This is a genomic window from Polyangiaceae bacterium, from assembly GCA_016715885.1.
In the GTDB taxonomy this organism is placed as follows: Bacteria; Myxococcota_A; Polyangia; order Polyangiales; family Polyangiaceae; genus Polyangium.
Genome location: JADJXL010000010.1, coordinates 80,869 through 93,486 on the forward strand (window position 1 = coordinate 80,869; position 12,618 = coordinate 93,486).

Genomic DNA, 12,618 nt, shown 5'->3' on the forward strand with positions numbered 1-12,618 from the left:
GAGTTGGAACAAAAAGTGCGCCCGGCAAAACTCTTCACGGTTAGGTCCGCAAGCGCGTGCTTGACGAGCCATGCACCGTCCATAGATCGCTCCGACCCGACCCTCGGTGCCGCTTCCGACCTCCGCGCACCGCTCCGACCCGACCCGCGGTGTCGCTTCCGACCTCCGCGCACCGCTCCGACCCGACCCGCGGTGTCACCTCCGGATCCCGCGCACCGCTCCGACCCGACCCGCGGTGTCGCTTCCGACCTGCGCCAACTGATCCGATCCGACCCTCGGTGTCGCTTCCAGGTTCCGCGCGCGTTGCGGATCCCAGCGCCGAGTGGCTCTTGCGAGGCGCACGCCTTCGCTAATCGACCTTCGCGGTTACTTCGGACATCGCGGGAAGCTCGAAAGTAGCCCACGCTGTCCACACGACAAAAGCTTGACAGACAACTCGGCACTCCTGTACCGTCCCCGACATGAGCACTTCCGTACGAGACCTCCAGATTGGTGAGATGATCAGCATTTCTGCGGCATGGGTGGGCCCGCAGAAGGCTACCTTTCTTGCGGTGCCTCAAATTGCGCCGCTGTACGATCGCGTCGATACGACCCACCAGGCCCTCATCGTCGCACGCGATGGTGCAACGGCCGATGCGACGCTCGGCGAGCTGAATGCGAAGGCCGAAAAGCTCGATGACCGGCATGACAACCTGAGCCGCGGTCTTCACTATTCATTGCTCGCCGCGAAGTATTTCGAGCTCGGGCGCGATGGCGGCGATGAAGCGCATGCAGCAGCGATCGATCGGGCGAGCGATGCGCTTTTCCCGATTGGCCTACGGGGCGTGCTGGCAACGTACCAAGCCGAGGCTGGTAATGCGGCGCAATTGAATTCGCTAGCGACGAACGAATTCGCGTCGGTGCTGAGCAAGGTGCACGTGACGAAAGACATGACGGCGCTCGATGTTGCGCATGCCATTGGCGCGGTGGGCACGGAGCTTGGGGCGGTCGAGGGGCAACGGGTGGTCGCTGCGGCGGATGCGAAGAAGGACACGATCACGCCGGCGGAAGTGCGGCGCCGGATGCGGGATTGGGCGCAAGTGGCGGAAGCGGTGCTGATGAACTTGGAGCTGTCGACGGCGTCGGAGCAAACCATCGAGGCATTGCGGCGGCCGCTTTTGGATGTGGTGGCCAAGGCGACAGCGCGGCGGCGCGAGAAGCGAGCGAAGAAGGAAGAGGGGACGGGGGGGACGTGAGCCGTCACGGATTGTTTTGCAACAACTCGACGACGACTCGGTCATCGAAAACGTACGCGTGATTGCCGTCGCGTTTAGCTGGGTGTGACGGCATTGGCTGCACCTCACGCCCCGACCCACCGATGCAAAGCGTCTCGAGCGAGCGCGAACTTGCGGCGTCCAGCAAGCAAATGCGCAGGGTCGGTCTCGCCAGCCTCGGCACGCACGAGCGCCCACGTGTACCAAACGAGGCGCGAGAGCTGTTGTGCCCAGAAAAACCGCTCGACAGGCAAAGCTTCCCCAGCACGGAAAAAGTATTTCTGCAATAGGATCCGGTCCTCGTCAGGGCCGAAATCTGCCTGCACCGATAGGTCCGCAAGATCGTACACCGGGTCCGCAAAACCGCTGTGTTCCCAATCGAGGAGGTACAGCCGCCCACCGACGCGAAAGAAATTGCCTCGATAAAGGTCCTGATGACAAGGAACTTGCTCGGCGCGAAACGACAGCAGCGCATCGCGGCACACGGCGAAGTGCTCCTGCGCAGCGGCAAGCTCCGGCGAAAGACGACCGCTCGTATGTACGATGTCCTCGTAGAGCCGTAGCGGGCGAAACGCCGGCGAAAATGGCATCCCGCTCTGGTGAACGCGGCGCAAAAGCTGGGCAACCTCCGCAACGACCGCCGGATCACGTAGATCCTCCGGCCCGAGCGGCGCTCCGTCGAGCCAACGGGAAACCTTGACGCCCGTGGCTGGATCCAAAAACAACGTCGGCACGTTCACGCCAAGCTCGGACATCATTCGCGTATTGGCGGCCTCCGCCTCCCGATCGAGAAGGCGCGGAGTCCCCGGCCGCGGCACTCGAATGACGAATCGCTCGTCATTGACGACCACGCCCCAGCTCTGGTTGGTAACGCCCCCGAGCGGCACTCCCATCGCAGCGCGCACGTCCGCGGCCGTCAAGAATGGCAGCCCCGCCAGCGCGTGCCGAACCTCGGCAGGCAACGGGCGCATGGCGTCTCCGGCGATCAGCGCTGTCATGTCCAAAACACGACGCTGTCGTCGATTGCCCCGAGAAAACGGCTGACCGATATCCGCGGACCGGATTTGCAAAATTGAGTGGCGCCGATCTGCTGCACGCGCACGTAGCCATCGTCGGAGCGATGCGAGCCGACCGATTCGACGGTGCGCCAGAAATTGTTTGCGAATACACGTATCGCGTCGGGTTGGACGGCACGGCGTACGACGAGCGCGACGGCGGGCACTGGGCCACGCCCGGCGCACAGGGCGCGCACGAGGAGCGGATCGGGTTCGTGGAGGGCCTCGATCACGCGGAATGCATCGCCGAGACGGCGCCCGCCGATGCTGTCGGCGCGTGGTTCAGGTAGGCTTATTGCGGCTGTGGAAAAGCAAGGTTCGAGCATTCGGCCCCATTCACCCGTCCCCCACCGGGCAATCGGCCGATGCTATCAGCGTGCGAATCGGCTGCATAGTGGGATCCGTGGTGGACGGCGACGATACTCGTGCGTAGTTGCCGTGAGAGGCATCAACGCCCTCTGGGTGTCAATCGCAGAATCTTGTCGTCTCCCGGGCGCGGGGTGCCGCGACCGTCTCGATTGCTGGTCAGCACGTACAGGCTTCCATCCGGCCCACGAACCACGTCGCGCAGTCTTCCGTAGACGCCGTCATCCCAATCCCTTGCAAAGAGGCGCTCAATGGCAGTCACCTCGTACGAGCCGCCCCTTTGTGCCAATTCGACCCTCACGAGCGCTTCGCTTCGCAAGGTCGCAATATACAAATCCTCATTGAGAAAAGCCATTCCCGCCGGAGGCGTCGCCTGTTTCCACATGATGATTGGATCGACATAAGGGGCCATGTCGACGTCCCCGAGCACGAGCGGCCAACCATAATTTCCGCCCTTTTGAATGACATCGATGCTGTCGTGACCTCGGAGCCCGAATTCCCCGGAAGGCCCATGCTCGGATGAAAACAAATGGTTTGTCCGAGGATGCCAGGCAAGTCCTTGAGGATTTCGGTGACCGTAGGAATAAATGGGCGATCCTTCGAATGGATTGTCCTGAGGAATGCTTCCATCTGGAGCGACCCGCAATATCTTGCCTCCCAGGCTATCCAAATCCTGTGCAATTTCCGCTTCCCAAGTATCACCCGTCGTGACGTAAAGCATGCCGTCGGGCCCAAACGCGATTCTTCCACCGTCGTGAACCCGATACCCCGGAATGCGGTCGATGATGACTTTATCCATCGCGGCCGTAGTTCCATGATCCCTCAGGCGGATGACCCTATTGAAAAGCTCGCCCCCTACGCGAACCGTATGCATTGCATACACGTAGGGCTCTTCGGGAAAACGCGGATGCACGGCCAGGCCCATGAGGCCCCCTTCGCCGACGCTGGCCACGTCGATTTTCACGTAGGGTTGCTCGACGAGGCGGTCATTTTTAATGAGCCGTATTCGACCGGGCCGTTCGCTGACGAGCGCTCGGCCATCCGGTAAAAATGCGAGCGACCAGGGGATTTCGAGGTTTTGGATCCACGTTTGTACGTGGAAATCTCCAGGTTGAACGATGAAAACATCGTCCACATTTCGAGGAGGATCACCTACGACGGGATTGCCCAATGCCGCGTTTGTCTTGCCGTTCGGAGCCGTGACCGTGCAGGCACCGAGGACCAGAAGCATGAGCAAACAGCGCCTAGCGTTGAAATGTCGCACAGGGAACCTCCTTGATCGGGCCGCAGCACGAGGAGTGCCTGGCGACGAGGAGGCAGGTCAGCAAGCGAGCGGCGGCTCAGACGACGCCGATCGCGTGCAAAATGATGAACAGGATCGCAATGGGTGCGACGAACCGGATGAGCTGCAGCCAACCCATGTAGACGAACAGCAGCTTTCCGAGGCGCGAACCATCCGCGAAATCGGCGGCACGAGCGGCAGCGTCGATCCGGTAGCCCGCAAAAAGCGCAATGCCAAGGCCTCCCAGCGGAAGCATCCAGTTGCTCGCGAGGTAATCGAAGGCGTCGAACCAGTTTTTGCCGACGATTTGGGTCACGCCCGCGCCAAAGAAGCCTTTGCCGCCAGACAATGCCGACGGAATTCCGAGCAAAAAGATGAAGATACTCGTCGTGATGACGGCTTTTTTGCGGCTCCAGCCTTTCTCGTCGATGAAGTACGCGCAGATCACTTCGAGCATCGAAATGCTGCTCGTGATGGCTGCGAATACGAGCAGCACGAAGAACACGGTGGCGAGCAAAGCGCCGCCGGGCAAACCTGCCAAAGCCACGGGCATGTTGATGAACACGAGCCCCGGGCCGCTCGAGGGCGCAATGCCCGCCGTGAACGTGATGGGAAACAAGATGACACATGCCAGCAAGGCCACGAGCGTATCGAGCACCGTGGTTGCAATCGATGCGGCGACGATGTCATCGTGTTTGGACAAATAGCTGCCGTACGTGAGCATGGCTCCCATGCCCACGCTGAGCGAAAAGAAGCTGTGCCCCAGCGCTTCGAGCACCCCGGCGGGTTTCAAGTCATGGGTATGAAACCCGAAAACGAAATTGAATGCCTTGGGAAAACCCGAGAGCCGCGATGCGTAAATGGCCAGAATGATGAGGAAGATGAACAAGGTGGGCATGAGCACGCGCGACGCGCGTTCGACCCCTTTTTGAATGCCGCCGATGACGATGAGCGCCGTCGCGAACATGAACGCCGAATGATAAATGACATTGAGCATTCCATTTTCGTATAGCGCTCCGAACGCGGCTTTGCTTTGCGCAATGTCGGCATTGAGCACGCTTCCCGTGACGGATCCCACGGTGTAATGGATTGCCCAGCCGGCCACGACGCTGTAGTACGAGAGCACCACGACGGACGCGATGACGCCGAGAAAGCCGACGCCCATCCAGGGACTCTTCGGACGCGCGAGTTTCTGGAATGCGCCGACGGGCGAAGTTTGAGCCATGCGCCCAATGAGGATTTCTCCAAGCAAGATCGGCAGCCCGACGAGAGCGATGCAACACAGATAGATGATGACGAACGCACCGCCGCCGTTTTCGCCCGTGATATAGGGAAATTTCCAGATGTTGCCGAGGCCAATGGCGGAACCTGCCGCCGCCAAAATGAATCCCAGACGAGATCCCCACTGTCCGCGTGTCGTGCTCATCGTATGCTCGTGGATGGTGTTTGTGCGTGCGCTCGCGTGCTAATCCGGCGGCGCGCGCGATGCAAGCCGATTCGTCCTCGCTAGGTGGATTCCGTCTCGCGTCCTCGACCAGAAGCTCGGTGCATCAATTCCCGCGAGCCACATCGCGGACGTCGTGCTTGGCGGCGGGTCGCGATCCTGCTTTCCTCGGAACCGCATTTGCTCTGATTTAATCGTAGGCGCTGTCGAATGAGGAGACTGCAATATGAATGCTTCACGTCTTGCGCTTCGTGCCGCGACCATGACGATGCTCGTCAGCAGCGGAATGATTCTTGGAATTGGTTGTATGGCAGAGACGGGCGACGAGGTCGATGACGAGGCGTTCGTCCATCAAGAGCTTGGACAGAAAGCCACGCCGGCGAATGGCAATCCGCAATTTGCGCGATGCAGCACGCGCACGCCGAGCGATGAAGAAATTGCGCGTGTGCAGATGGAAGTTGCGGCGAGGCTCGCGCAGGGCGAAAAGGGAAAACCCGGTGGCGGTAATCCGCCCCCGCCCGTTACGGGGGGCAAGATCAATGTGTACTTCCACGTCATCAACAAGGGGGCGGGCGCCGCGAACGGTGACGTCCCGAGCTCGATGATCAACGCACAGATGAACGTGCTCAATGCAGCATTCGCCGAGACGGATTGGAGCTTTGTCCTCGTGAGCGTGAGTCGTACGACGAATGCGACGTGGTATGCGGCGGGACCAGGCACCACTGCGGAACGCAATATGAAAAACGCTCTGCGCAAGGGCAGCGCGGATGACCTCAACATTTATTCGAGCAATCCCGGTGGCGGGCTTCTCGGTTGGGCGACGTTCCCGTCGTCCTACAACAAGGCTCCGAGTGATGACGGCGTGGTAATTCTATATTCGTCCATGCCGGGTGGCGACGCGGCCCCGTACAATCTGGGTGACACTGCGACGCACGAGGTTGGTCATTGGATGGGCCTGTACCACACGTTCCAAGGCGGTTGCGCGAAAAAGCCGGGGGGTGGTGACGAGGTCAGCGATACGCCTGCGGAAAAGTCTCCGGCCTATGGTTGCCCCGTCGGACGCGATTCGTGCAAAAACATTGCGGGGCCCGACCCGATCAGAAACTTCATGGACTACACGGACGATTCGTGCATGGACCACTTCACGGCTGGCCAGGATGCGCGCATGGACGCGCAGTTCACGACGTACCGGTTTGGCAAGTAGCGGCAGGGGCGCCAGAAACCCCTGAACTTCCAGACTGCCCACGCGCTCCGTTTCGTGCTAGCGTTCGCCCCGCACGAAGGCCGCGCCCATGAAAATTCCCTACGGTCAAGCCGATTTCGCGAGAATCCGCCGCGAAGGTTACTTCTACGCGGACAAGACGCGGTTTCTCGCAGACCTCGAAAGTGCGGAGTCCGGCTACCGGTACCTCGTTTTTCTCCGCCCGCGGCGGTTTGGCAAGTCCACGCTCGTCAGCATGATGTCTCACTACTACGACATCGATGGGGCAAACCATTTCGATGAGCTCTTTCGGGGTCTATGGGTCCACGAACACCCCACGAACGAACGCAACAAGTACCTCGTCCTCCATTTCGACTTTTCTGCCGTCGAAACGACCGGGGACATCGACGACATTCGGGATAGCTTCGTGAGGACGGTGAGGACCTCTGTGGAGGTGTTTCTCGACAAGTATCGTCGACGGTGTCCCAAATTCGAGCATCTCCTCGCAGACATCGGCAATTACCCCGATGCGTCTGGGCTGATGGGCGCCGTCCTTGCGGCAGCGACAATGGAACGCCAATCCCTGTACATTCTCATCGACGAATACGATCACTTCGCCAACCGGCTGCTCGCGGAGGGGCTCGAGGACGTTTATGGCTCAATCGTGACCAAGACCGGGTTCGTGCGTACCTTCTACGCAACGCTGAAAACGGGCACGACCTTCGGTACGGTCGCTCGGCTTTTTGTGACTGGCGTCACGCCGCTCATGCTGGACGACATGTCGAGCGGGTTCAATATCTCGACGAACATTTCGACGGTTGCGGAGTTCAATGCGCTGGCGGGTTTTACGCGTCAAGACGTCGAACGTGCATTGGACGAATTCGTTGCGGCGCATCCGTCGCTGTCCCAGCACGTCGGCGACCGCACAGTGCTTTTCGAGACGCTCGAAGCCTATTACAATGGCTATCGTTTCTCTTCGGATGCAACCGATCGCGTGTTCAATTCGGACATGGTGCTTTATTTTCTGCGCGAGCTGGCGACGAAGAAGCGCTTTCCGGATGACCTGCTCGATCGAAACGTCCGTACGGCATACGAGCACTTGCAGCGGATTGGCGCCTTGGGAGGTGTCGCGGCGCGGGAGCGGCGTGAGCTACTCGAGACGATCCTGCACGAGCCGTCGATTCAAAGCGACATCGTGGATCGATTCGGCGTGAAGAGTTTGTCGTCACCGGCGTCGTTCATTTCGCTCCTCTATTACATGGGAATGCTGACGCTTCGCGACGTGCCTCAGGTTGGTGTGTTCTACGATTTGGAGATTCCAAACCGCGTGATCCGGACACTGCAGTGGGAATACCTCGGTCACACATTGAAAGAACAAGAAAATCTCCAGATCGATACGCGTCAAATCGAATTTGCGCTCGGTGCCCTTTCGATCCGAGGGGACATTGCGCCGCTCTTGCACGTGTTCCACGAACAGGTCCTCCAGCACTTCGGCATCAAGGACACGCAAAAGCTCGGTGAAAAGACCATCAAACTGCTGCTGATGATGTTCGTGTCGCTGGGCAAAGTATTTTATGCGCTGAGTGAAAAGGAATTTTCGCAAGGCTATTGTGATCTGTTCCTCGCGGCGGCGAAAAACGTCCCCGGTTTGAATTATTCGTGGCTGCTCGAATTGAAGTACGTCAAGGCCAATGCAAAAGAAGCGCAAATCAATGCGGCATTTGCCGATGCGGCTGCGCAGGTCGAGCGGTATTCGAAAGACCCGACGCTCCTCCCGCTGCTCGTGGGGGATTACCAATTGAAATGCGGAACGCTCGTGTTCGTCGGGACGAATAGAATCCTTTTTCGCGCCTGGCCGGACGATGTACCGGAAAAACGGGTCGAGGTGGTTGGGAAGCGGATGAAGAAAGCGGCGGCGAAAAGGAAAGTGGTGGGGGCGAAGAAGAAGGCATCGCCCGCTCGTACGCGCAAGCGCGGGTGAGCGTCTTGTGTGACACGCGCGGCCTGCGAGAAATTCGACCAGCATTATCGACACGAAGCCGTTCATACCATCTCGCATCGCGCTCGACTCCTGGTATGTCCCTTTCGGATCGTTTTTCTCGAGCGAAAGGGACCTTCGACCGGAATGTTCGGCACACGCCGCGCCGTCATGGAATGACTGGCTTCGGCGACGGTTGGAGTCATCGTTCCCTCCGACGTGGACCATTTCGGAGGACGCGCATGACCTCGAATTCTTCTTCCGACGAATTGTTTCGTGACCAAGGATTTCGTTACCGAATCGCCCGCGACGAACACGGTGAAGCCATGGCGCGGCTGCTCGGTGCCGCGTTCGCGCACGAGCCCATGGCTCATGCCATTGGCCTCCATGCAGACGATGTCTACCCATTGGCGTCGCGCTTCATTCCCGAATGTACAGCCAATGGTTTGTCCGTCATCGCCGTCCCCGAAGAAGCTCCCGATCTGCTTGCCGGGGTATTCATCAATCGTGACTTCAAGGCGCCTTTGCCTGCCGGAATTCCCGACCATTTTCCTCGTTTCGGTCCCATCTTCCAGGCGCTCGAAAGCGTCGATGCATTGTACGAGGCGCAAGTACCCGGTCTTCAGGTGGGCCAAGCCTGCGATCTCTGGATGGTCGCCGTCGACCCCGACGGACGATTTTCTCGCCGAGGCATTGCGCGTAATCTGTTCCGCGCGAGCGTCGAAGTCATTCGCGATCGCAGCTTCGAACGCTGCGTGACCGAATGCACCGGAGCTTATTCACAACGTAGCGCCATTGCGACCGGCTTTACCGAACGTGCAAGCATCGTCTACAAAGATTTTATTTTCGACGGCCGCCCCATCTTCGCCTCCATTCCCGAACCTCATCGCCGCCTCGTGCTCTACGAACGTGTTCTCCGAACATCTTGATGGGCATTCGCATCACGGGAAACGGCGCACATCTTTCTTGGCCATTCTCCCGATTTTCCTCACCAAGCAATCTCGGCGCCATGGCGCGGTCTGCTCCGAACATCTTGACAGCTTGGCGTAGGGTCGATTTCCAGAAAGCCCCTGGTTGACCCTTGTTTTGGGTTGCTCGGCAGAGCCAGAAGGTTAAACCTTCCCGCATTAACCGTGTGCTGCACCACAAAACGGTGCCGCGTTGAACGGATTCGGAGCCATTTGCCGTCGCTCGATATTGCGCCCGTCGGCGCGCCCGAGCGCCGTCTGGGGGTATTCATGCGCCGTAATGTACTCGCTTTCTCTTCGGTCTTCATCTTGGCCCTCGCGACAATCGAAGCTTGCTCGCCCGATGCGCCGGACATCGAGGACCCGGTCGATACGGACGCCAATCACGACGCCGATAGGGATGTCGATGCCCATCACGATGCATGGATCGACCTACCGACGGCCGAGTTCATGCCGGGCGAGCTGCTCATTCAATACGAGCCAGGCGCGACGGAATGGCAAAAGGTCGCAGCACGAGGGCGACTCGGCGCCGTCGTCGCCGAGCGAATCCATACTGGGGCGATGAGGCGCAGCGGCGCAGGCTCGCTCGAGCGGGTTTCCCTGCCCCCCACGATGGACGTCGCCATCGCGGCGCGAGCGCTCGACAACGCCCCTGGTGTCGCGTTTGCCGAGCCAAACTACATTTACCGGCATACGGCGGACTCCAACGATCCATCATACCTAGATGGGGACCTTTGGGGCACTTATGGTGACAGCAGCTCTCCTGCGAATCAATTCGGCTCGCAGGCCGCAGAAGCTTGGGCGATGGGCCATATCGGCAACATCGGCGACATCGGCAATATCGAAACGAGCGACGAATCGAACGACGTGGTCGTCGGCATCATCGATACGGGTGTGGACATCGACCACATTGATCTCGCGGCAAACATCTGGACGAATCCCACGGTCGTCGATGGCGTGGGCACAGACGGAAACAACTTCGCCAACGACCTTCATGGCTGGGACTTCTTCCATAACGACAATACCGTTTTCGATGCCGGCGACGGCGACAGCCACGGGACGCACGTCGCCGGCACCATCGGCGCGGTCGGAGGAAACGGCATAGGTGTCGCTGGCGTAAACTGGCACGTGAAAATGGTCGTCGCCAAATTCCTGGGTCCCAATGGAGGCACGACCGCCAATGCGGTCAAGGCCGTCGATTACATGACCGGCCTCAAGCAGAGCGGTGTCAACCTCGTGGCCACGAACAACTCTTGGGGAGGCGGCGGGTTTTCGTCCGCGCTTTACAACGCCATCAAGCGCGCGAATGCGGCAGGTATCGCGTTTGTCGCGGCTGCTGGCAACAGGGGGAGGAACACCGACTCGTGGCTATTCCCGAACTACCCATCGGGCTATGCCGTCGACAACGTCATCTCCGTCGCAGCAATCGATGAAAATGGCAATCTGGCATCGTTCTCGAATTACGGCAAAAAAACCGTGGATCTCGGCGCGCCTGGTGTGCGGATTCTGTCCACGGTGCCGTCTAATAACTATGCGTATTTCTCGGGCACGTCCATGGCCACGCCGCACGTGACGGGCGCCATCGCCCTGCTCATGGCGGCGGCCCCTTCGGACCCTCCGAACCACTTGGCCGTGCGAGCGGCCCTCCTCGACACGACGATCCCGACACCCGCACTCCAGAACAAATCCGTGACCGGCGGGCGCTTGGACATTGCCAGCTTCTTGACCGAGGATCTCTGAACATCGGGTGACATCGATTCGATGCGCCCGCTGTAGGCACCCCCGCCGCTCGTCAACGATCATTTCCACAGAATTGTCGTCGCGTGACTTCACGTTGCAAGAGCCAACGGTTGACGCTCCCACGACAATCATGATAGCCGCATGGTAGGGACGCGCTTGGAGGCTCATTTGCAAAGTGACAAAACTCTCCGTGTAGGCAAAAAGGTCGTCGTCGCAGCGTTCGGCGAGACTCCCCTCGAGGCCATCGAGCTGCACACGTCGCTCGAGGACATGCCGCCGCCCGATCCGGCGACGCTATCGGCCCGCGACGTGATCGTGGCCATCAAGAGCGCGTCCGTCGGCTGGGTCGATCTGCTGATGACGAGCGGCCAATACCAGCACATGGCGCGGCCGCCGTATTGTCCGGGGCTCGAATATGCGGGTGTCATTGCGTGGATGGGCCACGAAGCCGCAGCCATGAGCGATTTTGCCGTTGGTGATCCGATCCTGGTCGACGGATTGCTCGCAGGGCCGCGCTCCATTGGCAATTACCAAAAATATGGCGGATTCGCCTCGTATGGCGTCGCGCCCATCGAGGCCGTGCAGCGCATTCCCAATGGACTTGGCTTCGACGAAGCGTGTAACCTGCTCGGCAACTACGAGACGGCGTACCATTGCCTCGTCACGCGCGGGCGCCTTCGCGCCGGCGAGACCGTGCTCATCCATGGTGCCTCGGGCGCGACCGGGCTCGCTGCGGTCCATATCGCCAAGATCATCGGCGCCAAGGTGATCGCAACGGGTCGCTCGAATGAAAAACTTGCAATCGTGGCCGCACAAGGCGCCGATCACGTCATCAACTGCAAAGGCGAAGGCGACGGTATTCGGCCGTTCCGCGCCGATGTGAAAGCCTTGACGGGCGGCGACGGGGTCGACGTGGTTTATGACGGCGTGGGCGGCGAGATCTCGGTCGAGAGCTTGAAATGCGTCCGCTTCGGCGCTCGGTTCCTGATCGTCGGATGGGCTTCGACGCCTTTCGTTTCGAAAGGCAAAGGGCAACGTGGCGCGCCAAACGTCAACACGCTCCCGACGAACCTCATGATGATGAAGGGCCTCGACGTGCTCGGTTGTCCGACGGCCATTTCGACATTGCACGATCCAACGATTCGCGCACCGCGGCTCCAGCAGGTCATGCGTTGGGCAAGCGAAGGGAAAATTCGGCCATACGTCGCGCGGCATTACCCACTCGAACGATATGCCGAGGCGATGCGGGCGAAATGGAATGCGGAGTTCGTCGGCGGTGCCGTGCTGCATCCCTGAAGCGCGGGCAGGGTGTCGTATGACGGAAAATCAAC

General features: G+C 59.9%; 10 protein-coding genes. 7 read left to right on the top strand and 3 right to left on the bottom strand.

From position 1 onward, the window contains the following. Nucleotides 1-461: 461 nt before the first annotated feature. Nucleotides 462-1,235 carry a hypothetical protein gene (locus IPM54_12650; protein ID MBK9260657.1) on the top strand — a complete coding sequence of 258 codons (774 nt, stop codon included), beginning with the start codon at nucleotides 462-464 and terminating at the stop codon, nucleotides 1,233-1,235. A gap of 104 nt (nucleotides 1,236-1,339) precedes the next feature. On the opposite strand, the gene IPM54_12655 is transcribed toward IPM54_12650, so the two are convergent. Next, nucleotides 1,340-2,251 (bottom strand): phosphotransferase family protein, encoded by a 912-nt coding sequence (locus IPM54_12655; protein MBK9260658.1) that lies wholly within the window; start codon nucleotides 2,249-2,251, stop codon nucleotides 1,340-1,342. Nucleotides 2,252-2,373: 122 nt separating this feature from the next. On the opposite strand from IPM54_12655, the gene IPM54_12660 reads away from it, so the two are divergent. Beyond that, the gene (locus IPM54_12660; protein MBK9260659.1) at nucleotides 2,374-2,598 is read left to right on the top strand and encodes a hypothetical protein; all 225 of its coding nucleotides are present in this window, start codon (nucleotides 2,374-2,376) and stop codon (nucleotides 2,596-2,598) included. 158 nt (nucleotides 2,599-2,756) lie between these two features. On the opposite strand, the gene IPM54_12665 is transcribed toward IPM54_12660, so the two are convergent. Together IPM54_12665 and IPM54_12670 are read right to left on the bottom strand one after the other, a co-directional pair. Beyond that, nucleotides 2,757-3,905 (bottom strand): PQQ-dependent sugar dehydrogenase, encoded by a 1,149-nt coding sequence (locus IPM54_12665; protein MBK9260660.1) that lies wholly within the window; start codon nucleotides 3,903-3,905, stop codon nucleotides 2,757-2,759. A 109-nt stretch (nucleotides 3,906-4,014) separates the two neighbouring features. Continuing rightward, nucleotides 4,015-5,382, bottom strand: a complete 1,368-nt coding sequence (locus IPM54_12670) for a sodium-dependent transporter (GenBank protein MBK9260661.1) — start codon at nucleotides 5,380-5,382, stop codon at nucleotides 4,015-4,017. A 304-nt stretch (nucleotides 5,383-5,686) separates the two neighbouring features. Here IPM54_12670 and IPM54_12675 point away from each other — a divergent pair, with 304 nt between their 5' ends. From IPM54_12675 to IPM54_12695, 5 genes are all read left to right on the top strand, one after another. Beyond that, a complete protein-coding gene (locus IPM54_12675) occupies nucleotides 5,687-6,604 on the top strand; it encodes a zinc metalloprotease (protein MBK9260662.1) in 918 nt (305 codons plus the stop codon). A gap of 88 nt (nucleotides 6,605-6,692) precedes the next feature. Beyond that, entirely contained in the window at nucleotides 6,693-8,582 is a 1,890-nt protein-coding gene (locus IPM54_12680) for an AAA family ATPase (GenBank protein ID MBK9260663.1), read from the top strand. Between the two features lie 239 nt (nucleotides 8,583-8,821). Beyond that, entirely contained in the window at nucleotides 8,822-9,508 is a 687-nt protein-coding gene (locus IPM54_12685) for a hypothetical protein (GenBank protein MBK9260664.1), read from the top strand. A gap of 309 nt (nucleotides 9,509-9,817) precedes the next feature. Next, nucleotides 9,818-11,287 carry a S8 family serine peptidase gene (locus IPM54_12690; GenBank protein MBK9260665.1) on the top strand — a complete coding sequence of 490 codons (1,470 nt, stop codon included), beginning with the start codon at nucleotides 9,818-9,820 and terminating at the stop codon, nucleotides 11,285-11,287. A gap of 168 nt (nucleotides 11,288-11,455) precedes the next feature. After that, the gene (locus IPM54_12695) at nucleotides 11,456-12,583 is read left to right on the top strand and encodes an NADPH:quinone oxidoreductase family protein (GenBank protein ID MBK9260666.1); all 1,128 of its coding nucleotides are present in this window, start codon (nucleotides 11,456-11,458) and stop codon (nucleotides 12,581-12,583) included. Nucleotides 12,584-12,618 lie beyond the last annotated feature (35 nt).

Coding starts and splice junctions, on each gene's coding strand:
- IPM54_12650 (MBK9260657.1), top strand. CDS start 462: ATGAGCACTTCCGTACGAGACCTCCAGATTGGTGAGATGATCAGCATT.
- IPM54_12655 (MBK9260658.1), bottom strand. CDS start 2,251: ATGACAGCGCTGATCGCCGGAGACGCCATGCGCCCGTTGCCTGCCGAG.
- IPM54_12660 (MBK9260659.1), top strand. CDS start 2,374: ATGCGAGCCGACCGATTCGACGGTGCGCCAGAAATTGTTTGCGAATAC.
- IPM54_12665 (MBK9260660.1), bottom strand. CDS start 3,905: ATGCTTCTGGTCCTCGGTGCCTGCACGGTCACGGCTCCGAACGGCAAG.
- IPM54_12670 (MBK9260661.1), bottom strand. CDS start 5,382: ATGAGCACGACACGCGGACAGTGGGGATCTCGTCTGGGATTCATTTTG.
- IPM54_12675 (MBK9260662.1), top strand. CDS start 5,687: ATGATTCTTGGAATTGGTTGTATGGCAGAGACGGGCGACGAGGTCGAT.
- IPM54_12680 (MBK9260663.1), top strand. CDS start 6,693: ATGAAAATTCCCTACGGTCAAGCCGATTTCGCGAGAATCCGCCGCGAA.
- IPM54_12685 (MBK9260664.1), top strand. CDS start 8,822: ATGACCTCGAATTCTTCTTCCGACGAATTGTTTCGTGACCAAGGATTT.
- IPM54_12690 (MBK9260665.1), top strand. CDS start 9,818: ATGCGCCGTAATGTACTCGCTTTCTCTTCGGTCTTCATCTTGGCCCTC.